The sequence below is a fragment of the Sphingomonas phoenicis genome (genome assembly GCF_047238005.1).
Taxonomy (GTDB): Bacteria; Pseudomonadota; Alphaproteobacteria; order Sphingomonadales; family Sphingomonadaceae; genus Sphingomonas.
In genome coordinates, this window is sequence record NZ_JBDFMC010000002.1 from 2,247,057 (window position 1) to 2,270,920 (window position 23,864).

Sequence of the window (23,864 nt, forward strand, 5' to 3'; positions counted from 1 at the left end):
ATGGTCATCGACAGGTAATCAATCGGTTAAAGCGGCTGAGACCAACGACGATCAGGTGCGCTGGTGCGGCGATCCGGTGGTCGCCGGCAGAATGGCGACCGGATCGCCCCGCTTCACGACGGCGAACAATTGGCGGGCGAACGCCTCCGGCACGCCGATGCAGCCATGGGTGGCCGATCCCCGGCGCACCGCGCTGGCGTGGATGGCCACGCCGTCGCCCGTCAGCCGCAGCATATATGGCATCTCGGCATCGTACAGGCTCGATCGATGCTGCGTCGCCTTCGCCAGGATCGGAAAGATACCGGTGGGCGTGGGCTTGCCGTCGGTACCGTACAGGATCACGGCGGTGCCGATCTCGTGGCCCGCGCGGAACACCGAGATTGTTTGCTGCGCCAGGTCGATACGGACCCATGTATCGCCTTCGGGCACGGCGGCATCGTTCCAGCGAAACTCGCCATAATGCATCGCGGTCGGTGTATTCAGCAGGCTGCGTACCGGACGCACTTCGCCATCCGGCATGCTGAGCGTGGGGAGGCGGTCGCTAGGAAAACTGATGCGGACGGCATCGGTGGACGCGTCGGCGGCGTGGGTCGGAACGGTCGTGCGATCATGCGGACCACTCACCGCCACGCCCGTCATCAGCGCGGCGACGGCGCACAGCGTCACTGTCCAGCCCGATCGCATGATCGGCTCAGCGTGCGGTGAGCCGGGTGGTGCCCGTCGACCTGCGACGGCGGAGCCCCATGCCCGCCGCGAAGAATCCCAGGATCGTCATCAGCCACGTCGACGGTTCCGGTATGGCGCTGACCGGCGGCGTGCCCGGATCGACCGGCGTCGTGCCGCCGCCGCCACCACCACCGCCGCCACCGGGGATGAAGCCCGACACGGGCACACCGACGCCCGGCGAGAATCCGGGGCCACCGCCCAGCGGCGCCGGTGCACCGGCAAGGGGATCGCCGAACGCGTCGGCAGGGATCACCGGCAACGGGGTTCCGAGCGGTACCGCGGCAGCGCCCGGGGGCACGGCGGTCGGTCGGGCACGCTCCTGCCCCAGTACACGCTCGACCGGCGCCTTCGGTGCGTAGGCCAGCTTGGTTTGCGTCAGCGCGCCGGGTGCTCGGGCCCCCGGCGAGCGGGCGGCGAGTATGGCAGCGGGATCGGCCATCGCCGATGCCAGGGCGCTCTCCACCGCCGCGCTGTGACTGAACAGCAGGATGGCCGACACGGTCGCTGCCGACATGCCGCCGATCGTCGCGATCGGCTTGGCAGCCTGGCCGAGCGGAGTCGATCGGAACACGGTTCCGATCCGGTAGCCGATCGCTGCCATCCTCCCCTTCACGTCGATCGAGAGCATCTGCTCCTCCCTTTCCGCGCGCCGTTGCGCACCACATCCCGGCCGTCTTCGGTACGGGCCGCAGCCACGCCGACTCAGCGTGACTGTCGGAATGGATTACAGGAAAATGAACGAAAAGTTCCGACGTTATCGTGCAACACTTCGTCGCAAAGTGACACGACGAACCCGTTCGGGGAGGAAAGATCCGAAGTGGCCGTTCCACGGTGATACGGGCGGCACGACCGGTAACCTTTCTCCATGACCTGTCCGAGGCATGGCAAAGGCCCGAAAAGGTCGAGTCGCAGACGGGGAAACTAGGGCGTTCGGGCAGCAGACAACTGGCTGCGGAGGTTCTGCAGCACGCGCGCCGATACGGGGGGCAGCGGCCGTGCGGCTTTGCCCTTCCTCAGGCGCTGCCGATCGGCTTCGGGCGGGTCGATACGCCGGACCCTGACCGCCGTGGAACCTCGTTCACGAAAGCCCAGGGCCTCGGCGGCGCCTTTGGACAGGTCGATGATCCTCGCGCCGCCCGCAAACGGCCCGCGATCGTTGATCCGCACGACGATCCGCCGGCCGCTGTCGAGGGAGGTCACCTCGGCGTAGGTCGGCAGCGGCAGGGTGGGATGGGCCGCGGTGATCCAGCGCGCGCGGAACCGTTCGCCATTGGCAGTCCGGTTACCCGACTCACTGCCGTACCAGCTTGCATAGCCAAGCATGTCGAACGAGGGGTCGGCCGCGGGGACATAGGTGACGCCGCGCACCTGATAAGGCGGCCCGATCCGCACGGGGACATCCCGGACCGCCGCGCCGCCCGCACAGCCGCCCAGCAGCAACACCACGCCGCCTGCGATCAATCCATTGGTCTTCGACATGGCGCCAGGCTGTAGCATCGAGCGAACGGGCGCGTCCGGTGGCAATTTCGGTCGGGAACCATGCGCAATGCTACACGCGGCGCGTGGCGAGGAGATGTCGAGCAGGGCTATCGATAACTCGCCACGGGCGGTTTTACCGCATCAGGCCGGCTGCCCGCAACGCATCCTCGATCACCTGGGCGGGACCTGCCTGCACCGGAGATCGGGCCGGTTCCGGGGCGACATGCGGCGTCGCGGTCGTGACGACGACGGGGCGACGTACGGCGGCCGGCGTATCGGTCAGTTGCCAGAATGCCGCGATGTGGCGCGTCGACGAGATGCCCATATCGAGCATGTGCGGCCCGGCGACTTCGCTACCCTCGCTACCCCGCGCGTCGAGCGGCGTGCCGTGGCCCATCCCGGCGATCCGGTATTCCTCGATCACCGGCCGGTCCGCCGCATCCCGCCACAGCCGATGCTGGAAGCCGTCGACCACATTGGTCTCGGCTGCTCCGTCACCCACCCCGTGCAGTGTCTGCCACTGTGCCAGGGTCGCGGCCGCGTTGCTGGGATGGACGGTCGGGTCGGTGCTGCCATGCCACACCGAAATGCTCGGCCAGGCACCGCGATGATCCGATGCCGCACGGACCGATGCGGCGAGTGCCATCGCGTCGGCGGCGCCATGACCGCGCATCCGGTCGAGCGCCTGGACCACCGACGTGGCGCTGCCATAGGGGAGCCCGGCAATGATCGCGCCGCCCGCGAACAGCTCCGGATAGGTGGCCAGCATCACCGACGTCATCGCCCCGCCCGCCGACAGTCCGGTCACGAAAATGCGGGTGGGATCGACGCTGTACTCGCGCGCGACCGTGTCGATCATCGCGCGGATCGACGCCGCCTCGCCACGCCCGCGGCCGATGTCCTCCGGCTGGAACCAGTTGAAGCAGAGGTTGGGATTGTTGGCGCGCTGCTGCTCCGGATAGAGGACGACGAAACCGTGCCGATCGGCGAGCCGCGACCAGCCGGAACCGGCATCGTAGCTCGCCGCCGTCTGGGTGCAGCCGTGGAGCACGACGACCAGCGCCGGCCGATCGATTACGGTATCCGGGACGTGGATGTGCCCGCGAAGGTTGCCGGGATTGTCACCGAACTCACCCAGATCGCGCAGACGATCGCCCGCGCCGCCGGTCTTCGTCATCGGCAGGGGGAGCCTGGCCTTCGCCAGACGTTGAATCGTGTCGGACAATCGTCGCATGCGAACACTCCATTAGCGGATCGTCCGCCCAGCACGCGCCATCTTGTGCTGCATTGCACAATATGGACCGATACGCGCACATAACAACCCGTTTGAGTTCGCCACCGTCATGCGAATGGCTCGCCTCGGCATCACGACCGAACGATGCCGCCCAACTCGCCGCCAACGAATAACGGCTAGCGGGCGGCGTAAATTCGAATCTCAACTTCGATGCCAACACATGAGATCAGGCAGCAGCGGCGAGGGTCAGTCCGCTTTGGCCCGCCGCTTCGCCGGCTTGCCGCGGCCGGCGGGCTTGCGCCGCTTCGGTTTGCGGTCGCCCCTCAGCAGGAACGTGCCAGCAATCGCGGCGATGGCACCGACACCGGCGACGATCGCGATGGTCAGCAAATTGTTCGAGTGCTCATCGGCATCGTCGTCGTCGTGAGCGGGCCGGACGGCAGCGCTCGGGGCATCATGGTGCGGGTGGGGCGGCTCGGCCCGTGGAAAGGGCGACTGGTTGCCGGGCGGGACGGGTGGGGAATGCGTCATGGGAAACTCCTTCGAATCCCATGACGAACGCCCGGCTACCCCAGCGGTTCACCGGCGCCCCGGGAGCAAGCCCTAAAGCCGCGGACCGGCGACGTTCGGCCTGGCACGCTTGGGAGCCTCGGCGAACAGCTTGGCGATGGCGCCGGCACGACTGTCCTGATCGGCATAGTCGCGTGCGGACATGCCGGCGATCACGTCCTTCTGGTCGGGATCGGCCTTGGCCGCGAGCAGCACGCGAACCATGTCGATGCTGCGGCTCTGTACCGCCAGGATCAGCGGGGTGACGCCCGACTGGTTGCCCAGATTGGGATTCGCCTTGCCGGCGATCAGTGTCGGCAGGATGTCGCGCTGGCCCTGCTGCACCGCCAGCAGCAGCGGCGTATTCCCCTGACGGTCGCGAAGGTTCGGATCCGCGCCCTTCTGCAGCAGGTAGCGAACATATTTTTCGTCGCCGCGCTTCACCACGATGTGCAGCGCGCCCTCGCCGGAACTAGCCTCACGCGTGTTGACGAGGTTGCTGCCGGGGCGATCAAGCATGTCGATCACCTCGTTTCCCTTGGCGTCCTTGACCGCCTGCAGGAACTTGTAGCTCTCCGACTGCTGCTGGGCGGTGGCGGGGACGGACAGGGCAAGGGCCGCCAGAATCAGGGGGATGCACTTCATTGAAACGTCCTCTGGGTCGATCGGTGCTGCTTGCGCGGGCCCGGCTAACAGATCAAGGGTGGCTGCGCCATGAACCTGCGCTGGATCCTCCTGTCGCTGGCGCTCGCCGCCTGCCAGAACGCGACGCCCGATAATTCCACGTCCGCTCCACCGCTGGCCGGGGCGCGGATCGGCGGGCCGTTCACGCTGATCGATCAGGATGGCCGCACGGTCACCGATCGCAGCTTCGCGGGCAAGTACCGGCTGATGTATTTCGGCTATACCTTCTGCCCCGATGTCTGCCCCACCGACGTGGCGGCGATCGCCGCGGGGCTGAAGCAGGTGGCGGACCGTTCGCCGGCGCAGGCCGCGAAGGTCGCGCCGGTCTTCGTCAGCGTCGATCCCGAGCGGGACACGCCGGCGGTGCTGAAGCAGTTCGCCGGCGCCTTTCCGATCCGCCTGACCGGGCTGACCGGCAGCACCGCGGCGATCGATGCGGTGAAGAAGGCATACGGCGTCTATGCCGCCAGGGGCGAGGCGACGCCCGGCGGCGGATATATGGTGGATCACAGCCGTCAGGCCTATCTGATGGATCCCGACAACCGCCCCATTGCCCTGGTCCCGCAGGACAAGGGACCGGACGCGGTCGCCGCCACCATCGAGCAATGGGTGAAATGACCGCACGCTTCTGGGAAGACACGCCGATCGAGCGGCTGGACCGCGGCCAGTGGGAGGCGCTGTGCGACGGGTGCGGCAAATGCTGCATCCACAAGCTGGAGGACGAGGAGACTGGGGAGGTCCACCCGACCAACGTCGCCTGCCGCCTGCTCGATCGTCGTAGTGGACAATGTTCGGATTATCGCCATCGCCGCGCCTATGTACCCGAGTGCGTCCGCCTGACTGCGGGCAATGTGCGGGACATCGACTGGCTGCCATCCACCTGTGCCTATCGTCTGCGCGCGGCGGGCGAGGCGCTGCCGGCGTGGCATTATCTGGTCTGCGGCGACCGGGAAGCGGTGCATAGCGCCGGACAATCGGTACGCGGCTGGACGGTCAGCGAGGACGATGTCGGCGACATGGAGGATCATCTGGTCGAGCGCGAGCTGTGACCGGCCGACCGGCCACGGGGCTGGAAGGGGTGGAGATCGTCCGCCACCCGCGGGCGCGTCGCTGCACCCTGTCGATCGATCCGGCCAGCGGTCGTGCCCGTCTGGTCCTGCCGCGCCGTGCCGCGCTTGCGACCGCGCTTGCCTGGGCGGAGGAAAAGGCAGGCTGGCTCGCCGAGCAGCGGGCCACACTGCCGATCGCGCGACCGTTCGTGCCCGGCGCGACGTTCGTGGTCGCCGATCGGCCGGTCACCATCGTTCGCGACGAGGGGCGCCGCCGGACACTGATCCACGACGGTGACCGGCTGCTGGTCGCCGGACCCGAGGAGACGATCGCCCGCCGCGTCGAGGCATGGCTGCGCACCGCCGCGCTCGACCTGCTGAGCGACGAGACGGCCGAGTTCGCCCGCAAGGCCGGGGTGACCGTCAGCGATGTCGGCATCGGCGACCCGCGCCGGCGCTGGGGCAGCTGCGCGTCGTCGGGGATCATCCGCTACAGCTGGCGACTGCTGCTCGCACCGGGCTGGGTGCGGCGGGCGACCGTCGCACACGAGGTGGCGCACCGCGTCCACATGAACCATGGCGCGCAGTTCCATGCCCTGGTCGCGACCCTGCTGGACGAGGATCCGGCACCGGCCCGCGCGTGGCTGCGCGAGCACGGCGCCGCGCTTCACTGGTTCGGCAGGGCTTCCTGAGGAGGACGCGGCGTCGGCACCGTGGCCGGTGGTGCCGGGGTGTCGCGCCGCTGCGGATCGCGCGCGGGCCGATCACGACCCGACACGCTTTCGATCAGGTCGTCCAGCTGCTGCTGTGGCGTTCGCGGCGGGGGAGCGGTGCGGACCGGCTCCTCCTCGCCGATGTCGGCCGGCGGTACCGGATCGGCGGGCTGCTGGGGCAGGGGCTCGCCATTCTCGTCGACGAACGATCCGTTGTCGGGACCGCCGAAATAGCTCTCCTCGTCCGGCTCCAGCTGCCATTCGGGCAGGGTCACCTGCGTGTCGAACTGCTCGATCGGGCGGCTTGCCGTCGCCGGACGCATGAAGGCGGCGAACGCCCGCGCGGGCGCGGTGCCGCCGTGCAGCCCCGCGACCGGCCGCGCATTGTCGCGGCCCATCCACACGCCCGTCGTCAGGCCGCTGGAGAAGCCCAGGAACCAGCCGTCCTTCTGCGACGAGGTCGTGCCGGTCTTGCCGGCCACCGGGCGTCCGATCTGCGCCTCGCGACCGGTGCCGGTGTTGACGGCGGTCTGGAGGAGATCGGTCATCGCCGCCGCGACATAGGGGGCGACCAGTACCCGACTGCGATCCACCTCGTGCGTGTAGATCGTCTCGCCGTTCGCGGTGACGCGGGTGATACCGTACGGCACGACGGCCACACCCTTCGACGCGACGCTCGCGAAGGCGCGGGTCATGTCGATCAGGCGCACGTCCGACGTGCCGAGCACCATGGACGGATGCGTATTGACGGGCGTGGTGATGCCGAAGCGCCGTGCCATGTCGGCGATCGTGGCGAACCCCACTTCCTGCCCCAGCTTCGCTGCCACGGTATTCAGCGAATAGGCGAAGGCGGTGCGCAGCGTCACGTTGCCGGAATTGCGGCGTGAATCGTTGCGCGGGCTCCACCCGTCGATCGTCACCGGCTCGTCGACGACCACGTCCTCGGGCTTGTGCCCCGCCTCCAGTGCGGCGAGGTAGACGAAGAGCTTGAACGCCGATCCGGGCTGGCGCACCGCCTGCGTCGCACGATTGTAGATCGACGAGACATAGTCGGTGCCACCGACCATCGCGCGCACCGCGCCGTCGCGATCGAGCGAGACGAGCGCGCCCTGTGCCCCCTTGGGCACGTTGGCGCGGATCGCGGTATCGGCCTGACGCTGCATGGCGGGATCGATCGTCGTCCACACCTCCAGCGGCGCCTGAGTCTCGTCGATCAGCGTGTCGAGCTGGGGCAGGGCCCAGTCGGTGAAGTAGCGCGCGCTGTTCTGCGGCGGCTCCGGCGTCAGTTTCAATCCTTCCGGATCCGCCTGATCGGCCTGGACCTGGGTGACATAGCCGTTGCGGACCATCTGGCGGATCACCACGCCCGCCCGGCCGACCGCCGCATCGGCATCGGCGGTGGGGGAATAGTTGGACGGCGCCTTGACCAGCCCGGCGATCACCGCCGCCTCCGCCAGGGTCAGCCGATCGGCGCCATGGCCGAAGAACTTGCGGCTGGCGGCATCGATGCCGTACGCGCCGCCGCCGTAATAGACCTTGTTCAGGTACAATTCGAGGATCTGGTCCTTGGTGAACTTGCGCTCCAGCGCCAGTGCCAGGATCCACTCGCGGAACTTGCGGCCGAACTTCTTCTGGCTCGACAGGAAGACGTTGCGGGCCAGCTGCTGGGTGATGGTCGATCCGCCCTGCACCCAGCGTCCGCGCTCGTATCGTACGATCACCGACCGGCCGATACCGACCGGATCGACGCCCAGATGCGACCGGAACCGGCGATCCTCGACCGCCACGGTCGCGTCGCGCATCACTTCCGGAATGACGCGATAGGGCAGCCACTCGCCATAGCTGGGGCCGATCGACACGATTACCGATCCGTCGGCGGCATGGACGCGGATCATCTGGCCATTGGGCGACGACTTCAGTTCCTCGAAGCTGGGTAGCTGCGAGCGGGCGACGTACACCGCCACGATCAGCGCGCCCAGGCCGAGCACGGCCAGCGCGATCAGGATCTTCAGGGTCAGGCCCAGGCGGCGACGCCAGGGTGAACGGGATACGGGACGCGTGCGGGCCATGAGCGGCCCGCGAAATACGCGTTAACCCTGCCGCCGACAAGCGTTACCGCATGTCGGCGTTCCCGATCGTCAGTCGCCCTTGCGCGGGCGGAATTCGAGCGAGATCGAGTTCATGCAGTAACGCTGGCCGGTGGGTGGCGGCCCGTCCGGGAAGACGTGGCCCAGATGGCTGTCGCAGCGCGAGCAGCGCGTCTCCGTCCGCACCATCCCGTGGCTGCGATCGGTATGGTCGGTGACCCGGCCCGGCGCGATCGGCTGCGTGAAGCTGGGCCAGCCCGAGCCGCTGTCATATTTGTCGGCGCTGTCGAACAACTCGTTCGCGCACGCTGCGCACCGATAGACGCCGTCGGCCTTGTTGTCGTTCAGCGCGCCGGCGAACGCACGCTCGGTGCCCGCCTCACGCAGGACGTGGTACTGCTCGGGCGTCAGGCGACGGCGCCATTCCGCTTCGGAAAGGTTGATCTGATCCATGGCCATGATTTCGTGAGCGCCCCCCGCGCGATCAAGTACCCTGCGATGCTTCTATGTGATCGATCCGTGTCGCATCCGCGACTAACTGGATCAAGCCGGGGAAGGCGGCGCGTACCATCCACGGCGCAACCGGCCCCTCTGCCAGGCGGCGCAGCAGCCCCGCGACCGCCATCGGGCGCCGGGCGGTGGCGGCGAAGCGCGCCTGCCATCCGGTCGCGGCGTCGCTGCCGCCCCGCAGAAGGGCGTGGGCGGCGGAAACGCCGCTGGCCAGGGCGATCCCCATCCCCTCACCCGCCAACGAGGGGATGACGGCGGCCTGGTCGCCCAGCCGGAACAGACCCGACCGCCCCTTGCGCGCGCGCCAGCCATACGGGACGTTGGCGATCGCCTGGATCGGCTCCGACGTCATGAACGCCAGCCGCTCGCCCAGCACCGGTTCCTCGCGGCCCAGCGTCGCCAGCAGCGCCGCGGGCGAGCCGGCCTCGTCCAGCCGCGACCGGTGGACCGCCATGCACAGGTTGACGGCGCCATCCTCCTGCCGGGCGATCCCGGCATAGCCACGCCGGAACAGGTGGAGCTCGATCCGCTGCCCGACGAGGCGCGCGAGCGCCGCGGACGGTGCGAGCCGGACCCGCAGTCCGAGAACAGGATCACTCCCCCGCGCGGTTGGGGGGCGGGGGACGCCGCGCAGGTCGTACTTGCCCGTTGCGAGGAACAGGGAGTCCGTGGATAGCACCGATCCGTCCGCAAGCCGGGGCAGGCCATCCTCGATCGCGCGGACGGCCACGCCCCGCTCGACCGCGGCGACCGCCGATGCGCGGGACAGCAACAGGGTGTCGAGCGTGCGGCGCGACACGGTCAGCCCCGGCTGCGGCAGGGAAGCCGAGGAGCTTTGCCCGCCGGCGAACAGGCGCACCTCGCCGATGCGGTCGCGGTTGAGCGCATCGGCGGGAATCCCCAGTCGCTCCAGCGCCGCCAGCGAGCGCCAGCTGAGGAAGCCGCCGCACAGTGCGTCCCCGGTCTCCACGGTCCGCTCCAGCAGCAGCGGGCGGACGCCGCCTGCCGCCAGCGCGATCGCGGCGGCAGCCCCGGCCGGACCGCCGCCGACGATCAGCGGCGCCGTTCGACGCACAGCCGGAACGGAAAGGCGCGGAACACGCGGGCATCGTCGATCCCGGCATCCGTCAGCAGCGTGGTCCAGTCCGCCGCACGGAAGGCGCGGGCGATCGACACGGTGCCGTCGTGCCGGACGATGGGATGCCAGCGCGCCAGCCGGGCGAGCAGCGGGAAGCCGCGATGGGCGACGGCGTGGCGGTGGAGGTCGTTGACGAACCACCCGTCCGCATGCCCCTCCATCCAGCGGAGGAAGGCGACCAGCTCGGTCGTGGTCATGTGATGGGCGACCAGGCTGCTGACGACGGCGTCCCAGCCGCGCCCCATCTCCTCGTAATCGCCGGTGCGATAGCGGATCGTCGAGCCGGGGGGCGTGTGAAGCCGCGCCGCATATTCGCTGCGCGGGTTCAGGTCGACGCCGACCAGCTCGACCGCGAGCCGCTTCCTCACAGCCCAGCGCTCGATCCGGCGCAGCATGTCGCCGTCGCCATACCCGACGTCGAGGATGCGGAGCCGATCGCGCCCCTTCGCCAGCCGCGACAGGAAGGCGAGGGTTGGCCGGGCGGCCAGCGTCACCGTGTTGACGCGGGCGAGATCGCCGACCACGGCGGCGTAGGTCTCGCGGTCGAGGTCGTCGTCGTCCATCAGTTCGCGGGCGACCGCGCGCGTCTCCAGCATCACCGCGCGCTCCGGAAGCCGAGCCCCTCGGCGGCGAGGCCGGGGCCGAACGCCAGCGCGACGCCGTGCGTAACCGGCGGACCGGCCAGCAGGCGGGCCAGCGTGAACATCAGCGTCGCCGACGACATGTTGCCATGGTCGCGGAGCACGCCGCGGGCGGCGTCGAGGGCGTCGTCGGGCAGTGCCAGGGCGGTCTGCACGGCATCCAGGATCGATCGCCCGCCGGCATGGACCGCCCACGCATCGATCCCGCCGGCGCCATGTCCGCCGGTGACCGTGTCGCAGAAGCCCGGATCGGCCAGCGCCGTGCCGATCCGGCGCGGCACCTCTCCCGACAGGATCATCGCGAAGCCGCGATCGGTGATGGTCCAGCGGATCAGCGCGTCGCTGTCGGGCAGGGTGGCCGCGAACGGGCGTTCCAGCGCGAAGCCGGCCGGCTCGCCCGTGACCAGCGCCGCGGCCGCGCCGTCACCGAACTGCAGCTGGGCGAGGAGCGATTCGGGTTCGCTGCTGTCCTGAAGGTGCAGCGTCGACAGCTCGCAGGCGATCACCAGCACCCGCGCCGCCGGTTCCGATCGGACGATATGGCGCGCGCTGCGCAGCGCGGCGACCGCCGCGTAGCAGCCCATGAAGCCAATCAGCAGCCGCTCCACCGAACCCGGCAGCCCCAGCCGTCGGGCGACGATCTGGTCGAGACCGGGGGCGACGAAGCCGGTGCAGCTGGCGACGACCAGGTGGGTGATGCCGTCCAACGGCACCTGCGCCGCCAGCGCCGCCACCGCCTCCAGCGCCAGGGTGGGTGCGGCATCGGCATAGATCGCCATGCGCGACGCGGTTCCCGGCAGCGGCGCATCGGCGTAGAAGCCGCCGGGCGACACCGGCGAACCGCCGTCCGCAGCCGGTGGCAGGACCGACCAGCGATGATCGATACCCGCGCGCCGCGTCATCCGCTGGAACACCGCCCGCGCCCGCGGCTCTACCCGGTCGGCAGCCCAGTCGATGAAGGCGCGGTGGACATCATGGTCGGGCGTGGCGACGCCGATGGCGTGGAGGTAAGCGGACACCTGCTCCTAACGCGCGATGTGAGGATCCGGCGCCAAGTCGCTGTCGCCGTGCGAACGGCCGAAATCCGCCGCCGGATCGTCCTGTCCCTGCTCGATGATGGAACGGCGGATCGCGCGGGTGCGGGTGAAGAGGTCGAACAGCGCGTCGCCATCGCCCCAGCGGATCGCGCGCTGGAGCATCGTCACGTCCTCGGTCAGGCGCTGGAGGATCTCCAGCACCGCCGCACGATTGTTGAGGAAGACGTCGCGCCACATCGTCGGATCGGAGGCGGCGATGCGGGTGAAGTCGCGGAAGCCGCCCGCCGAGAATTTGATGACCTCGCTCTGGGTCACCTCCTCCAGGTCGGACGCGGTGCCGACGATCGAGTAGGCGATCAGGTGCGGGACGTGGCTGGTCACCGCCAGCACCAGATCGTGGTGGCGGGGCGTCATGATCTCCACATCGGCGCCGAGCGCCTCCCAGAACGAGCGCAGGCGGGCGACCGCCGTGGCGTCGGCGTCCTCCTCCGGGGTCAGGATGCACCAGCGACCGCGGAACAGCGTCGCGAAGCCCGCCTCCGGGCCACTATGCTCGGTTCCGGCGACAGGGTGGCCGGGGATGATCGTGGCAGCGGGGAGGGCGCCGCGCAGCGCCGCGATGACACTGTCCTTCGACCCGCCGACGTCGGTGACGATCGCATCGGCGCCGAGATCGCCGGCGATCGCCGCGGCCGCCGCGCCCATCGCACCGACGGGTACGCAGAACATGACCAGATCGGCCCCGCGCACCGCTTCGCCGGCGGTATCCGCGATGCTGTCGGCGAGCGCGATCCGCGTGGCCGTCGCCCGCACCGCCGGATCGGCATCGAAACCGGTGATCCGGACGTGCGGCAGGGCGCGGCGGGTGGCGCGGGCGACGGACGAGCCGATCAGTCCCAACCCGATGATCGCGATGTGCGCAAAGCCGGGCATCAGCCGGCCCGTTCCGCCTCGTCGCGCAGCACGCGGGCGACGGCGCGCATGTCCGCCTCGCCGCCGATGGTGATGCGCAGGCCGTGCGCCAGCCCCTGACCCGGCAGCCAGCGGGTGGCGTAGCCCGCGGCCATCAGCGTCTGGTACGCCGCCTCGGCGGTCAGCGCGCCCTGGAACAGGACCATGACGAAATTGGCCTTGCTGGGCACCGCGCGCAGGCCGGCGGCGGCGAGCGATTCGATCTGCCCGACGAACCAGTCGCGCCATTCGAGATTGTGGGCGCGGCTGGCCGCGATGAAATCATGGGCGTCGAGCGCGGCGATCGCCGCCCGCTGCGCCCCGATGCCGAACGAGAAGGGGGCACGGATGCGGTGCATGGCATCGATGATCGCCGGCGCGCCATAGCCCCAGCCGATCCGCTCCGCCGCCAGCCCGAAGATCTTCGAAAAGGTCCGCGTCACCAGGACGTTGGGTTGGGTCCGCGCCAGTTCCAGCGCGCCGTCGTCGTCGGCCGGCTCGAGATATTCGGTATAGGCCTGGTCGATCACCAGCAGCACGTCGCGGGGCAGCGCGGCGTGCAGCCGGGCGATGTCGGCGCGCGGCGTGTAGGTGCCGGTGGGATTGTTGGGATTGGCCAGGAAGATCACCCGCGTACGATCGGTCACCGCGGCGAGGATCGCATCGACGTCAGACGCATAGTCGCGATCGTCGGCCACCACCGGCACCGCGCCGACCCGCCGCGTCGCGATGTCGTACACCGCGAAGCCGTAGCGGACATGGATGATCTCGTCCCCGACGCCGGCAAAGGCGCCCGCGGCGAGGTGCAGCACCTCGTCCGACCCGGTGCCATAGACGATGCGCTCCGCCTCTATGCCGTAATGCGCCGCCAGTTTCGCGCGCAGCTCGACCGCGGCGGCATCCGGATAGCGCTCAAGCTCGCCGGCCGCGCTGCGATAGGCCTCGCGCGCGGCCTCCGGCGTGCCCAGCGGGTTCTCGTTGGAGGACAATTTGGCGACCTTGCGTCCGTCGTCGGCGGTCGCACGGCCCGGGACATAGGGGGCGATCGCGGCGATCCAGGGCTTGGGAACAGGCCGGGAGGCGGGGGCGGTGTCGTGGGTCATGGTGCCTGCGCATAGCGGCGGCGGCCTTGCCTTGCCAGAGCAGCCGCCCTAGCGCGCGTGGCATGGAAGACCAGCGCTTCGGGCTATCGCGCCGCGTGACGCTGCCCGGGCCGCTCAGGCTCGACGGCGGGGCGTCGCTGTCGCCGGTCGAGATCGCGTACGAGACGTACGGCACGCTCGACGCCGATGGCGGCAATGCGGTGCTGATCTGCCACGCGCTGACCGGTGACCATCACGTCGCCTCCACCCACCCGCGCACGGGCAAGCCGGGCTGGTGGACGCGGCTGGTGGGTGCCGGCCTGCCGATCGATCCGGCGCGGGATTTCGTGATCTGCGCCAATGTCTTGGGCAGCTGCATGGGATCGTCGGGCCCGGCGAGCATCGATCCGTCGACCGGCTCTGCCTATGCGATGGGATTTCCCGTCATCACCATCCGCGACATGGTGCGGGCGCAGGCGATGCTGCTCGACCATCTGGGCGTGGCCACGCTGAAGGCGGTGGTCGGCGGATCGATGGGCGGGATGCAGGCGCTGTCCTGGCCGGCGACCTTTCCCGATCGGGTACGCGCCTGCGTGGTGATCGCGTCCACCGCGCGTCACACGGCGCAGAATATCGCGTTCCACGAGGTCGGGCGGCAGGCGATCATGGCCGATCCGAAATGGCGCGGCGGCGACTATTACGGGCACGACGATCCCCCCGCCGCCGGGCTGTCGGTGGCGCGGATGGCGGCGCACATCACCTATCTGTCGGAGGCCGGGCTGACCGAGAAGTTCGGCCGCAAGCTGCAGGCGCGGGAAGCCAAGGGCTTCGGGTTCGATGCCGATTTCCAGGTAGAAAGCTACCTGCGGCATCAGGGATTGAGCTTCGTCGACCGGTTCGACGCCAATTCCTACCTCTACATCACCCGGGCGATGGATTATTTCGATCTGGCCGAGGAGCATGGCGGGCTGCTCGCGAACGCGTTCCGGCGGACGGCGGCGCGGTTCTGCCTCGTCAGCTTCGACACCGACTGGCTGTACCCGACGATCGAGTCGCGGCACATCGTCCACGCCCTGAACGCCGCCGGCCGCGCAGCGACGTTCGTCGAGTTATCAAGCCCTTACGGCCATGACGCGTTCCTGCTGGAGGCACCGGAGATGAACCGCGTTGTCGACGGGTTCCTGCGGGGCGGGCGATGAGCCTGCGTGCCGACCTGGCGATCATCGCCGATCATGTCGATCCGGGTGCCCGCGTGCTGGACGTGGGATGCGGCGACGGGGCGCTGATGGCGGCGCTGCGCGATACCCGCGGGGTGGATGCGCGCGGGCTGGAGATCGATCCGGCCAACGTCGCGGCGGCGGTGGGGCGCGGGCTGCCGGTGATCCAGGGCGACGCGGACCTGGACCTAAGTGGTTATCCCGACGCGAGTTTCGATTACGCCATCCTGAGCCAGACGTTGCAGACGTGCCGTGCGCCCGACCGGGTGCTGGAGGAATTGCTGCGGATCGGACGGCGGGCGTTCGTGTCGTTCCCGAACTTCGCCCACTGGCGCGTGCGGCTGTCGCTGCTGTGGGGCGGGCGGATGCCGGTGACGCGGCTGCTGCCCGAGCAATGGTACGACACGCCCAACATCCACCATGTCACGATCGACGATTTCCGGGCGTTCCTGGACGAGCGCGGCGTCGCGGTGGAGGGCGCCTGGTTCCTGTCGAAGCGTGGCGCGAGAGCAACAATGGGAGCCAATCTATTGGCGGAACACGCTGTTTTCCTGCTGCGGCGGTGAGCGGCGGAACCAAGTGAGTGAGCGAAGGTTGATCCACATCATATCTAGGCTGGCTCATGTGTAAAACCGCGCTGATTGTCGAAGACGAGATCTTCGTCGCACTGGATCTTGAGCGAATCCTGATAGATGCGGGTTATGAGGTTGCCGCCATCGCCGCCGATTCGGAGAGCGCGCTGAAGGCTGCGCCGGATTGCGGCTTCGCATTCGTCGACGTGAACCTGCGCGATGGACCCACGGGGCCGACGATCGCGCGCCGGATCGCCGCCGAGCATGGCATCAAGGTAGTGTTCGTGACCGCCAATCCTTCGCAGATCGGCGATGGCGACGGGGCGCTCGGCTATATCCGCAAGCCATTCAGCGAAAAGGCGATTCTGGCGGCCGCGGCGATGGCGACCGATGTCGATGCGCCCGCCAACGACGATGTGGTGCCGTTCCCCGGACGAGTCGACGCGGCGGAGTGAGCGGTCCGGGTCAGCCGGGTCACATTGCCGCCGATCACACAGCGCAAGATATCTTCGGTACTTTTGGCCGGGCCCGATTGTAACAATCAGGCGCGGCGCAATGCCGTCAACTGAACGTTGACCGTCAACACCAGCCCCTCGCGCTGCCACTCACGCTCGACGGTGCCGCCGAGCTGGCGGACGGCGGACAATTCGACCAGCTGACTGCCGAAACCGCCGTTGCCGGCAGGCGGCGCGACGATCGGCGGACCGCCGCGTTCCGTCCAGCGGAGCCTGACCTGACGATCGTCGCGATCGATCAGGATCGTCACCATGCCGTCGGCGACCGACAGCGCGCCGTACTTGCTGGCGTTGGTCGCCAGCTCGTGGAACAGCAGGGCGAGCGGGGTCGCCGAACGGTCGTCGATCAGCACGTCGTCGCCGGTCAGCGTCACGCGGGTCTCGCCGGCGGGTGCGTAGGGCGCGAACAGGTCGGCGAGCAGGCCCTTCAGACTGTCCTGCTGCGCGGAGGGGCGCGACTGCATGCTGTGCGGGCGGACGAAATCGTGCGCACGGCCGAGCGCGGTGACGCGCTGGCGCAGGTCGGTGGCGATCGGCTGGAATTCCGGGCGCGAGCGGGCGGCGAACTGGATGAGCCCGGCGATGACCGCGAAGATGTTCTTGATGCGGTGCGACAGTTCCTGGCTGATGATCTCCCGCTCTTCCATCGCCAGCTTCTGCTCGTGGATGTCGGTGCAGGTGCCGAACCAGCGGGTGATCGCGCCGGCCGCGTCGCGGACCGGCAGCGCGCGGCCGAGGACCCAGCGATAGGTCCCGTCGAAATGCTTCAGCCGGTATTCGATCTGGTAGAGCTCCCCGGTCGCCAGGCTGTGGCGCCAGACCGTCCATGCCCGGTCCTGATCGTCGGGGTGGAACATGTCGTTCCACCCCTCTCCATCGGTGGTGCCGGGCGGCACGCCGGTGAATTCGTACCAGCGGGCGTTGTAATAATCGTGGAAACCGTCGGGCCGGGTCGACCAGACCATCTGCGGCATGGTGTCGGCGAGGGTGCGGAAGCGAAGATCGCTCTCCTCCAGCGCGCGGCGCGACTCCGCCTCCGCCTCGCCCTGTTCGCGGGTGCTGCGCCGGTCGTCGAGGCGCGCCATCGCCGCGCGGGCGAGCAGGGCCAGACCGTCCTTCTGCAAGGGCGTCAGCCCCGCACGCGGCTTCGTGTCGAGGACGCACAGCGTGCCCAGGATCGTGCCGTCGGTCGCGCGCAGCGGCGCGCCGGCGTAGAAGCGGACGAAGGGGGCGGCGGTGACCAGCGGATTGCGGACGAAGCGGGGGTCGAGCCGGGTGTCGGGCACCTCGATCGCGGCATCGGCGGCGACCGCGTGCATGCAGAACGAAATGTCGGCGGGCGTACCGCTCAGGTCGGTGCCCAGCCGCGAGAGGAAGTGCTGGTACTCCGCCTCGATCAGGGTGACGAGGGCCACGGGGGCGTCGCACAGCGCGGCGGCGAAGCGGGTCAGGTCGTCGAGGTCGCCGGCCTGCGTCACCCCGTGCGCGTCATAGACCGACATCAGGCGGGTGCCGGGATCGGCGCAGAACGCGGGATCGTCGCTCAATTGCTTGCCTTCGGATCGGGTGACATCGGGCTGGTCCATTCGTGTTGGGCGACGCCGGGGCATCCCGAGGCCCGTGGCGATCACCTTCGTTGAAGGATCAACGGTCGTGTCGCCGGACCGATCCGATCCTGCCGCGGCCCGGGGGATGCACCGTATCCGGCCGTCGCCCCCGGGTAATGGCCGATAGTGGCAGGAGCGGGAGCCCGGCGCAGGGCCGGGGTGACGGAGAGAGGGGCGGGACCGGGCGGCGGCCGCTGCGGCCAGACGCCCGGATGGCGGCCGGATCCTAGAACGGAACGTCGTCGTCGAGATCGTCGGCGAAGCCGCCACCGCCACCGCCGCCACCGTTACCGCCGCCGAAGCCGCCACCGCCGCCACGACTGCCGCCGCCGCCGCGCGCTGCGCCACCCGAGCCGCCGCCGAAATCATTGCCGCCGCCGGCCCAGTCGTCACCGCCGCGGCCGCCGCCGGCGCCACCGCCCGCACCGCCGCCCTGACCGCCACCCGGACCATCGAGCATCGTCAACACGCTGTTGAAGCCCTGCAGCACGATCTCGGTCGAGTATTTGTCCTGGCCCTGCTGGTCCTGCCATTTGCGGGTCTGGAGCGCCCCCTCGATATAGACCTTCGACCCCTTGCGCAGGAACCGCTCGGCGACGTTCGCCAGCCCTTCGTTGAAGATCGCGACCGAGTGCCACTCGGTCTTTTCCTTGCGCTCGCCGGACATCTTGTCCTTCCACGACTCGGAGGTCGCGATGCGCAGGTTCACGACCTTGCCGCCGTTCTGGAAGATGCGCGATTCGGGGTCGCGCCCCAGATTGCCCACGAGAATGACCTTGTTGACGCTGCCCGCCATATACTGCCCCGAGAATTAGAGGCCGACGGCGACCGCCAGCCAGTAGGTGATGCCTGCCATGATGTACGCGGCGGCGAACAGATACCCTACCATGAACGCCGGCCAGCGCCACCCGTTCGTCTCTCGCCGGGTCACCGCGATGGTCGAGATGCACTGGGGCGCGAACACGAACCACATCAGGAAGGCGAGGGCGGTCGGCACGCTCCAGCGGTTGCGCAGATTGTCGGTGATGGCACGCTGGCCGCCCTCTCCCTCGGGATCGTCGATCGCGTAGACGGTGCCGATCGCTGCCACCGCCACCTCGCGCGCGGCCATCGCGGGGATGAGCGCCAGCGCGATGTCGCGGTTGAAGCCGATCGGGCGCACGACGACTTCCAGCCCGCCGGCGATGCGGCCCGCGACCGAATAGTCGACCGGCGAGACGGTGCTGCCCTCCGGCGGTTTGGGGAAGGAGAGGAGCGCCCAGAGGACGACCGTGGTCAGCGCGATGATCGTGCCGGCGCGCTTCAGGAAGATGGCGGTGCGACCCCACAGGCCCAGCACGACGTCGCGCCACTGGGGCAGCTGGTATTTGGGCATCTCCATCATGAAGCCCGACGACGCGCCCTTCGTCACGGTGCGGCGCAGGAGCAGCGCGGCGACGAAGGCGCCGAGGATGCCCATGACGTAGAGGCCGAGCAGCACCAGCCCCTGCAACCCGATCCAGCCACCGACGGTGCGATCGGGAATGAAGGCGCCGATGATGATCGTGTAGACCGGCAGGCGGGCCGAGCAGGTCATCAGCGGGGCGATCAGGATGGTGGTCAGCCGGTCCTTCTCGTCGTCGATCGTGCGGGTCGCCATGATGCCGGGCACCGCGCAGGCGAAGCTGGAGAGCAGCGGGATGAAGGCGCGGCCCGACAGGCCGACGCGGGCCATCATCCGGTCCATCAGGAAGGCGGCGCGGACCATGTAGCCGGTCGCCTCCAGCACCAGGATGAAGAGGAACAGGATCAGGATCTGCGGCAGGAAGACGATGACCGCGCCGACGCCCGCGATCAGCCCGTCGGTGATCAGCGAGCGGACGAAGCCGTCGGGCAGCAGGTCGCGCACCCCCGCCTCCAGCGCGGCGAAGCCGGCCTCGATCCACCCGATCGGCGCCTCCGACCAGGCGAACACCGCCTGGAACATGACGAAGAGGAGGGCGAGGAGCAGGACGGGGCCGAAGACGGGATGGAGCGCGACGCTGTCGAGGAGATGGCTCCAGCGGCGGCCCGGCGTCTCGCCGACGACGGCGGCGTGGGCGATGACGCGGGCGCGGCGCTGGAGCGTCACGATGTCCTCGATCACTCCGCCGGAGGCGGGCAGGGTGCGGTGCGCGGTGCCGCCGACGACGTCGGTCAGCGCGGCGCGCAACTGGTCGAGCCCGCGCTTGCGCACCGCGACGGTGGGGATGACGGGGACGCCGAGTTCGCGCTCCAGCACGGCCGGGTCGAGGGTCAGCCCGTCACGCTCGGCCAGATCGACCATGTTGAGCGCGACGACGACCGGCAGGCCGAGGGCGAGCAGCTGGAGCGTGAAGCGGAGATGATTGTCGAGATTGGCGGCATCGACGACGATGACGATGGCATCGGGCAACCGCTCGAACCCACCGCGGCCGGTGACGACGTCGCGGGTCACGCGCTCGTCGGCGGAGGAGGGATCGAGGCTGTAGGTGCCGGGCAGGTCGACCAGCTCGACCGGGCGCCCGTCGTCGAGCGCGAGGCGGCCGGAATGACGCTCGACGGTGACGCCGGGATAGTTGCCGACCTTCTGCCGCGCGCCGGTGAGCGCGTTGAACAGCGCGCTCTTGCCGGCATTGGGATTGCCGACGAGCGCGACCAGGGGGGCGGGGTTCACGTCAGCTGCGGGCGGAAACGCTGATCGCGGCGGCGACGGTACGGCGCAGCGCCACGGTCATCCGCCCGATCCGGCAGGCGATCGGGCCGCTGCCCAGCCGGGCGCGGTGCAGCACCTCCACGCCGACGCCCTCGTCGAAGCCGAGTTCGCGCAGGCGCCGCGCCTCCGGCAGCGCGAGCCGCTCCCAATCGATCGCGGCGACGGTGGCGCGCTGGTGACGGGGGAAGGTGACGAGGCTGTCGATCATGGTCGCCATGATTGCCACCTAGTGGCTTTGCGAGTGATTATCAATTGGCGGGTGCGGGATTAGCCGCTTTTGGCGGACCGGTATCCGCGTTGGTCCTCCCCGCGCGGACGGGGATCCAGTCACGCGGCGTTCGGGCAGGGGTCGCAACGTCAGCGGTTCTGGATCCCCGCCTGCGCGGGGAGGACGGTGGCGGTGCTGGGATGACGGTGGTGGTGCTGGGATGACGGTGGTGGTGCGGGGGTGGCGGTGGCGGTGCGGAATTGACGGTGGCCGGTGCGCATCGAGCGGGGTGGGGACCGGCATTCCCTACACCGCCGGGTAGCGGAGGCGGCCGATGAAGCGGGAGAGGCTGGGGCGGTGCTCGGTGCGGCGGAGGAAGCCGGCCTTGGCCTTCTCGAAGCGCATGATGCCGTCGATCCGGCGCGACAGGAAGGCGCGGGTGTCGGCCAGGGCGTCGCTGTCGTCGTTGAGGAACACCGACACGGTGGCACCGTAGACGGCGAGCAGCATCGCCCGCTTGGTATAGTGGTTGTAGTCGGTGGCGGTGTCGCCGGCGGCGCGCCACATCCGGTCGACGCTGCGCCAGCCGAGGCGGGCGGCGGTGGCGACGTTCTGCGGCATGGCCAGGATGGCGAGGGCGCGGCGCAGCGCCTCCCGCTCCGGGGCCAGCGCGGCGAGGCGCGACTCGACCAGCGCGGTGATGCGCTGGCGGATCTTCATCGCGGCGAGGCGCTCCGGCGGCAGATCGGCGGCCATCGCCCGGTCGACCGCGTCGAACCACGCGTCGATCATCGCCACCGGGCCGTCGGCGAAGGCGAGGCGGGCGATGTCGGGATCGATGCCCTGCAGATCGGCCGCGAGATCGCGCGCGGCGTCGCCCCATCCGTCGAACGCCGCGTTCGATGCGATGGCGGGGGCGAGCGCGAGGCGCACCTCGTCTAGGGTCAGGCCGGGGTCGGCGGCGGGCTGGACGGCGGGCAACTGGGTCATCGCGGCTCCTTCGCCTCCACATGCGCATCGTCGGGGAGCGGCGCAAGCGGCGAGACAAGCGGTGGGGCGGGGCGGCGGACCAGCACCAGCGCGGCGGCGACCATCGCCACGCCGACCAGATCGGGCGGCGCCAGCCGCTCGCCATAAGCCACCCAGCCGATCGCGCCGGCGACGACCGGCTGGATCAGGAGGGCGATGCCGATGACCAGCGGCGGCAGGTTGCCCAGCGCGTAGATCATGCAGCCCTGGCCGATCACCTGGCTGACCAGCGCCATGCCGATCAGCGGCGTCCAGTCGGTCGGCCACAGCCGCTCGCCCAGGAAGCCGGCGAACAGGAACAGCGGCACGATGCTGGCGATCGTCGACAGGGCGAGCGCCGACAGCGGCGCCATGCTGGCCCGCACCCGCACCATCAGCACGAAATAGCCGGTATAGAGAAGGCCGGCGGTCAGCGAGAGCATGTCGCCGACCAGGTTCTGCGGGTCGAGCTGGTACGAGCGGCCGAGGAGCAGCCCGCCGCCCGCCGCCGCCAGCAGCAGCGCGCCCCCTTGCGTCCGCGTCGGCCAGGTGCGGGCGACGAGGAAGCCGTAGACGGGGAAGACCAGCGTCGCGCAATTGCCGAACAGCGTCGCGTTCGCCAGCGTGGTGCGCAGGATGCCGAGGTGCCAGGCGCCCAGATCGGCGGCGAAGGCGATCCCGGCCAGACCCAGCATGATCCACAGCAGCCATGGCAGCCGCTGCGGCCGGGCGCCGCCCGCCAGCGCCAGCCCGGCGAGCAGCGGGGCGGCCAGCGTGATCCGCCAGAACGCCGAGGCGACCGGCCCCGTGTCCGCCGCACGGACGAACCAGGGGCCGAACGCCAGGCAGACATTGGCGACGACGGCGGCCGCGAACGCCAGCCCGGTGCCGCGGGTTCCCGCGCTCGCGCTTGGCGCGGCAGCAGTTTTTCTTGGGCGGGCGGCGTAATGCATGGCGCCGTGTAGCGACCTATGTTGCGGCGCGACAGGTCGGCCGTGCCGATCCGGTTTCAGGAGTTTGCATGCCCAGCCTATTCGATCCAATCACCCTGGGCGCCATCGAGGCGCCCAACCGCATCCTGATGGCGCCGCTGACCCGTGGCCGGGCGGACCGGCAGGGGGTGCCGACGCCGGTCATGGCGGAATATTACGCGCAGCGGGCGAGCGCGGGCCTGATCATCTCCGAGGCGACGGGGATCAGCCGGGGCGGGCTGGGCTGGCCGTATGCGCCGGGGCTGTGGTCCGACGAGCAGGTGGCGGCGTGGACGCCGGTGACCGCGGCCGTGCATGCCGCGGGCGGGCGGATCGTCGCGCAGCTGTGGCACATGGGGCGGCAGGGCCATTCGTCAGTGTACGAGGCGCAGCCGGTATCGTCGTCGGCGACGCGGACCGCGGGGCAGGCGCATACCTTCGACGGCAAGCAGGATTTCGAGACGGCGCGCCCGCTGACGCTGGAGGAGATCCCGGCGCTGCTGGAGGATTACGAGCGGGCGACGCGCAACGCGCTGGCGGCCGGGTTCGACGGGGTGCAGATCCACGCCGCCAATGGCTATCTGATCGACCAGTTCCTGCGCGACAACGCCAATTTCCGCGACGACCGCTATGGCGGCAGCGCCGACAACCGCATCCGGCTGCTGCGCGAGGTCGCCGAGCGGGTGGCGAGTGTCGCGGGCGCGGACCGTACCAGCGTGCGGCTGTCCCCCAACGGCGATTCGCAAGGGGTGGACGACAGCAATCCGGCAGCGGTGTTCGTGCCGGCGGCCAGGGCGCTGTCGGACATCGGCATCGCGTTCCTGGAACTGCGCGAGCCGGGCCCCGACGGAACGTTCGGCAAGACCGACGTGCCGAGACTGAGCCCGCAGATCCGCGAGGTCTTCACCCCGCCGCTGGTGCTGAACTCGGATTACGACGAGGCGAACGCGCAGCAGGCGCTGGACGAGGGGATCGCGGACGCCATCGCGTTCGGGCGCACCTTCCTCGCCAATCCCGACCTGCCGGCCCGCTTCCGCCTGCGCGCGCCGCTGAACCAGGACGACATGAAGACGTGGTACAGCCAGGGGCCGGAAGGGTATATCGACTATCCGGCGCTGGAAGCGACCATCGACGCGTAAGCGCGGCGGCCCGACCGTCCCCTTCCACGCAGCG

Annotated in this window: 26 protein-coding genes; 7 read left to right on the top strand and 19 right to left on the bottom strand. The window is 69.7% G+C overall.

Annotation, left to right across the window (positions count from 1 at the left end):
* Positions 1-51 precede the first annotated feature (51 nt).
* The 6 genes from ABC319_RS11935 to ABC319_RS11960 form a co-directional block, all read right to left on the bottom strand.
* Positions 52-684, bottom strand: coding sequence for a L,D-transpeptidase family protein (locus ABC319_RS11935; RefSeq protein WP_413070442.1), 633 nt, complete (start codon positions 682-684; stop codon positions 52-54).
* 7 nt (positions 685-691) lie between these two features.
* A complete protein-coding gene (locus ABC319_RS11940) occupies positions 692-1,354 on the bottom strand; it encodes a PEP-CTERM sorting domain-containing protein (RefSeq protein WP_413070443.1) in 663 nt (220 codons plus the stop codon).
* A 293-nt stretch (positions 1,355-1,647) separates the two neighbouring features.
* Positions 1,648-2,205, bottom strand: a complete 558-nt coding sequence (locus ABC319_RS11945; protein WP_413070444.1) for a septal ring lytic transglycosylase RlpA family protein — start codon at positions 2,203-2,205, stop codon at positions 1,648-1,650.
* 133 nt (positions 2,206-2,338) lie between these two features.
* On the bottom strand, positions 2,339-3,382 hold the full coding sequence (locus ABC319_RS11950; protein WP_413070445.1) for an extracellular catalytic domain type 1 short-chain-length polyhydroxyalkanoate depolymerase: 1,044 nt from the start codon (positions 3,380-3,382) through the stop codon (positions 2,339-2,341).
* 303 nt (positions 3,383-3,685) lie between these two features.
* Positions 3,686-3,970 carry a hypothetical protein gene (locus ABC319_RS11955; protein WP_413070446.1) on the bottom strand — a complete coding sequence of 95 codons (285 nt, stop codon included), beginning with the start codon at positions 3,968-3,970 and terminating at the stop codon, positions 3,686-3,688.
* 72 nt (positions 3,971-4,042) lie between these two features.
* Positions 4,043-4,633 carry an ankyrin repeat domain-containing protein gene (locus ABC319_RS11960; RefSeq protein WP_413070447.1) on the bottom strand — a complete coding sequence of 197 codons (591 nt, stop codon included), beginning with the start codon at positions 4,631-4,633 and terminating at the stop codon, positions 4,043-4,045.
* 69 nt (positions 4,634-4,702) lie between these two features.
* Between ABC319_RS11960 and ABC319_RS11965 the strand changes: the two genes are divergently transcribed.
* From ABC319_RS11965 to ABC319_RS11975, 3 genes are read left to right on the top strand one after another with little or no spacing between them, the layout of a single operon-like run.
* Entirely contained in the window at positions 4,703-5,290 is a 588-nt protein-coding gene (locus ABC319_RS11965) for an SCO family protein (protein ID WP_413070448.1), read from the top strand.
* On the top strand, positions 5,278-5,721 hold the full coding sequence (locus ABC319_RS11970) for a YcgN family cysteine cluster protein (RefSeq protein WP_413070449.1): 444 nt from the start codon (positions 5,278-5,280) through the stop codon (positions 5,719-5,721). Before ABC319_RS11965 ends, ABC319_RS11970 begins: the two co-directional genes overlap by 13 nt.
* On the top strand, positions 5,718-6,413 hold the full coding sequence (locus tag ABC319_RS11975; RefSeq protein WP_413070450.1) for a M48 family metallopeptidase: 696 nt from the start codon (positions 5,718-5,720) through the stop codon (positions 6,411-6,413). The genes ABC319_RS11970 and ABC319_RS11975 overlap by 4 nt, the downstream gene beginning before the upstream one ends.
* Here ABC319_RS11975 and ABC319_RS11980 read toward each other — a convergent pair.
* The 7 genes from ABC319_RS11980 to hisC form a co-directional block, all read right to left on the bottom strand.
* A complete protein-coding gene (locus ABC319_RS11980) occupies positions 6,389-8,503 on the bottom strand; it encodes a transglycosylase domain-containing protein (protein WP_413070451.1) in 2,115 nt (704 codons plus the stop codon). The two genes, ABC319_RS11975 and ABC319_RS11980, sit on opposite strands and share 25 nt — an antisense overlap.
* Positions 8,504-8,572: 69 nt before the next feature.
* Positions 8,573-8,974, bottom strand: a complete 402-nt coding sequence (gene msrB, locus ABC319_RS11985; RefSeq protein WP_413070452.1) for a peptide-methionine (R)-S-oxide reductase MsrB — start codon at positions 8,972-8,974, stop codon at positions 8,573-8,575.
* Positions 8,975-9,005: 31 nt separating this feature from the next.
* Positions 9,006-10,106 (bottom strand): NAD(P)/FAD-dependent oxidoreductase, encoded by a 1,101-nt coding sequence (locus tag ABC319_RS11990; protein WP_413070453.1) that lies wholly within the window; start codon positions 10,104-10,106, stop codon positions 9,006-9,008.
* Positions 10,085-10,768 carry a methyltransferase domain-containing protein gene (locus tag ABC319_RS11995; protein WP_413070454.1) on the bottom strand — a complete coding sequence of 228 codons (684 nt, stop codon included), beginning with the start codon at positions 10,766-10,768 and terminating at the stop codon, positions 10,085-10,087. The genes ABC319_RS11990 and ABC319_RS11995 overlap by 22 nt, the downstream gene beginning before the upstream one ends.
* Positions 10,765-11,829, bottom strand: coding sequence for a type III polyketide synthase (locus tag ABC319_RS12000; protein ID WP_413070455.1), 1,065 nt, complete (start codon positions 11,827-11,829; stop codon positions 10,765-10,767). The genes ABC319_RS11995 and ABC319_RS12000 overlap by 4 nt, the downstream gene beginning before the upstream one ends.
* A gap of 6 nt (positions 11,830-11,835) precedes the next feature.
* Positions 11,836-12,780, bottom strand: a complete 945-nt coding sequence (locus ABC319_RS12005; RefSeq protein ID WP_413070456.1) for a prephenate/arogenate dehydrogenase family protein — start codon at positions 12,778-12,780, stop codon at positions 11,836-11,838.
* On the bottom strand, positions 12,780-13,901 hold the full coding sequence (hisC, locus tag ABC319_RS12010; RefSeq protein WP_413070457.1) for a histidinol-phosphate transaminase: 1,122 nt from the start codon (positions 13,899-13,901) through the stop codon (positions 12,780-12,782). The genes ABC319_RS12005 and hisC overlap by 1 nt, the downstream gene beginning before the upstream one ends.
* 62 nt (positions 13,902-13,963) lie before the next feature.
* On the opposite strand from hisC, the gene metX reads away from it, so the two are divergent.
* Genes metX through ABC319_RS12025 form a run of 3 tightly spaced genes read left to right on the top strand, consistent with a single transcriptional unit; the run spans position 13,964 to position 16,124 of the window.
* A complete protein-coding gene (metX, locus tag ABC319_RS12015; protein WP_413070458.1) occupies positions 13,964-15,079 on the top strand; it encodes a homoserine O-acetyltransferase MetX in 1,116 nt (371 codons plus the stop codon).
* Positions 15,076-15,663, top strand: a complete 588-nt coding sequence (metW, locus tag ABC319_RS12020; protein WP_413070459.1) for a methionine biosynthesis protein MetW — start codon at positions 15,076-15,078, stop codon at positions 15,661-15,663. The genes metX and metW overlap by 4 nt, the downstream gene beginning before the upstream one ends.
* 56 nt (positions 15,664-15,719) lie before the next feature.
* Positions 15,720-16,124 (top strand): response regulator, encoded by a 405-nt coding sequence (locus ABC319_RS12025; protein ID WP_413070460.1) that lies wholly within the window; start codon positions 15,720-15,722, stop codon positions 16,122-16,124.
* An 86-nt stretch (positions 16,125-16,210) separates the two neighbouring features.
* On the opposite strand, the gene ABC319_RS12030 is transcribed toward ABC319_RS12025, so the two are convergent.
* The 6 genes from ABC319_RS12030 to ABC319_RS12055 all read right to left on the bottom strand — a co-directional run bounded on the left by ABC319_RS12030 (position 16,211) and on the right by ABC319_RS12055 (position 22,673).
* Positions 16,211-17,686, bottom strand: a complete 1,476-nt coding sequence (locus ABC319_RS12030) for a sensor histidine kinase (protein ID WP_413071685.1) — start codon at positions 17,684-17,686, stop codon at positions 16,211-16,213.
* Between the two features lie 331 nt (positions 17,687-18,017).
* Positions 18,018-18,587 (bottom strand): single-stranded DNA-binding protein, encoded by a 570-nt coding sequence (ssb, locus tag ABC319_RS12035; RefSeq protein WP_413070461.1) that lies wholly within the window; start codon positions 18,585-18,587, stop codon positions 18,018-18,020.
* Between the two features lie 15 nt (positions 18,588-18,602).
* Complete coding sequence (gene feoB, locus ABC319_RS12040) at positions 18,603-20,465, bottom strand: ferrous iron transporter B (protein ID WP_413070462.1); 1,863 nt, start codon at positions 20,463-20,465, stop codon at positions 18,603-18,605.
* A 1-nt stretch (position 20,466) separates the two neighbouring features.
* Positions 20,467-20,721, bottom strand: coding sequence for a FeoA family protein (locus ABC319_RS12045; RefSeq protein WP_413070463.1), 255 nt, complete (start codon positions 20,719-20,721; stop codon positions 20,467-20,469).
* Between the two features lie 297 nt (positions 20,722-21,018).
* Positions 21,019-21,702 carry a COQ9 family protein gene (locus ABC319_RS12050; protein WP_413070464.1) on the bottom strand — a complete coding sequence of 228 codons (684 nt, stop codon included), beginning with the start codon at positions 21,700-21,702 and terminating at the stop codon, positions 21,019-21,021.
* Complete coding sequence (locus ABC319_RS12055) at positions 21,699-22,673, bottom strand: DMT family transporter (protein WP_413070465.1); 975 nt, start codon at positions 22,671-22,673, stop codon at positions 21,699-21,701. Before ABC319_RS12055 ends, ABC319_RS12050 begins: the two co-directional genes overlap by 4 nt.
* Positions 22,674-22,741: 68 nt before the next feature.
* Between ABC319_RS12055 and ABC319_RS12060 the strand changes: the two genes are divergently transcribed.
* Positions 22,742-23,830, top strand: a complete 1,089-nt coding sequence (locus ABC319_RS12060; RefSeq protein WP_413070466.1) for an alkene reductase — start codon at positions 22,742-22,744, stop codon at positions 23,828-23,830.
* Positions 23,831-23,864 lie beyond the last annotated feature (34 nt).

Bases quoted from the DNA above. Each gene is read 5' to 3' on its own strand.
- ABC319_RS11935 (WP_413070442.1), bottom strand. From the start codon at position 684: ATGCGATCGGGCTGGACAGTGACGCTGTGCGCCGTCGCCGCGCTGATG.
- ABC319_RS11940 (WP_413070443.1), bottom strand. From the start codon at position 1,354: ATGCTCTCGATCGACGTGAAGGGGAGGATGGCAGCGATCGGCTACCGG.
- ABC319_RS11945 (WP_413070444.1), bottom strand. From the start codon at position 2,205: ATGTCGAAGACCAATGGATTGATCGCAGGCGGCGTGGTGTTGCTGCTG.
- ABC319_RS11950 (WP_413070445.1), bottom strand. From the start codon at position 3,382: ATGACGAAGACCGGCGGCGCGGGCGATCGTCTGCGCGATCTGGGTGAG.
- ABC319_RS11955 (WP_413070446.1), bottom strand. From the start codon at position 3,970: ATGACGCATTCCCCACCCGTCCCGCCCGGCAACCAGTCGCCCTTTCCA.
- ABC319_RS11960 (WP_413070447.1), bottom strand. From the start codon at position 4,633: ATGAAGTGCATCCCCCTGATTCTGGCGGCCCTTGCCCTGTCCGTCCCC.
- ABC319_RS11965 (WP_413070448.1), top strand. From the start codon at position 4,703: ATGAACCTGCGCTGGATCCTCCTGTCGCTGGCGCTCGCCGCCTGCCAG.
- ABC319_RS11970 (WP_413070449.1), top strand. From the start codon at position 5,278: ATGGGTGAAATGACCGCACGCTTCTGGGAAGACACGCCGATCGAGCGG.
- ABC319_RS11980 (WP_413070451.1), bottom strand. From the start codon at position 8,503: ATGGCCCGCACGCGTCCCGTATCCCGTTCACCCTGGCGTCGCCGCCTG.
- msrB (WP_413070452.1), bottom strand. From the start codon at position 8,974: ATGGATCAGATCAACCTTTCCGAAGCGGAATGGCGCCGTCGCCTGACG.
- ABC319_RS12005 (WP_413070456.1), bottom strand. From the start codon at position 12,780: ATGCCCGGCTTTGCGCACATCGCGATCATCGGGTTGGGACTGATCGGC.
- hisC (WP_413070457.1), bottom strand. From the start codon at position 13,901: ATGACCCACGACACCGCCCCCGCCTCCCGGCCTGTTCCCAAGCCCTGG.
- metX (WP_413070458.1), top strand. From the start codon at position 13,964: ATGGAAGACCAGCGCTTCGGGCTATCGCGCCGCGTGACGCTGCCCGGG.
- metW (WP_413070459.1), top strand. From the start codon at position 15,076: ATGAGCCTGCGTGCCGACCTGGCGATCATCGCCGATCATGTCGATCCG.
- ABC319_RS12025 (WP_413070460.1), top strand. From the start codon at position 15,720: ATGTGTAAAACCGCGCTGATTGTCGAAGACGAGATCTTCGTCGCACTG.
- ABC319_RS12030 (WP_413071685.1), bottom strand. From the start codon at position 17,686: ATGTCGGTCTATGACGCGCACGGGGTGACGCAGGCCGGCGACCTCGAC.
- ssb (WP_413070461.1), bottom strand. From the start codon at position 18,587: ATGGCGGGCAGCGTCAACAAGGTCATTCTCGTGGGCAATCTGGGGCGC.
- ABC319_RS12045 (WP_413070463.1), bottom strand. From the start codon at position 20,721: ATGGCGACCATGATCGACAGCCTCGTCACCTTCCCCCGTCACCAGCGC.
- ABC319_RS12050 (WP_413070464.1), bottom strand. From the start codon at position 21,702: ATGACCCAGTTGCCCGCCGTCCAGCCCGCCGCCGACCCCGGCCTGACC.
- ABC319_RS12055 (WP_413070465.1), bottom strand. From the start codon at position 22,673: ATGCATTACGCCGCCCGCCCAAGAAAAACTGCTGCCGCGCCAAGCGCG.
- ABC319_RS12060 (WP_413070466.1), top strand. From the start codon at position 22,742: ATGCCCAGCCTATTCGATCCAATCACCCTGGGCGCCATCGAGGCGCCC.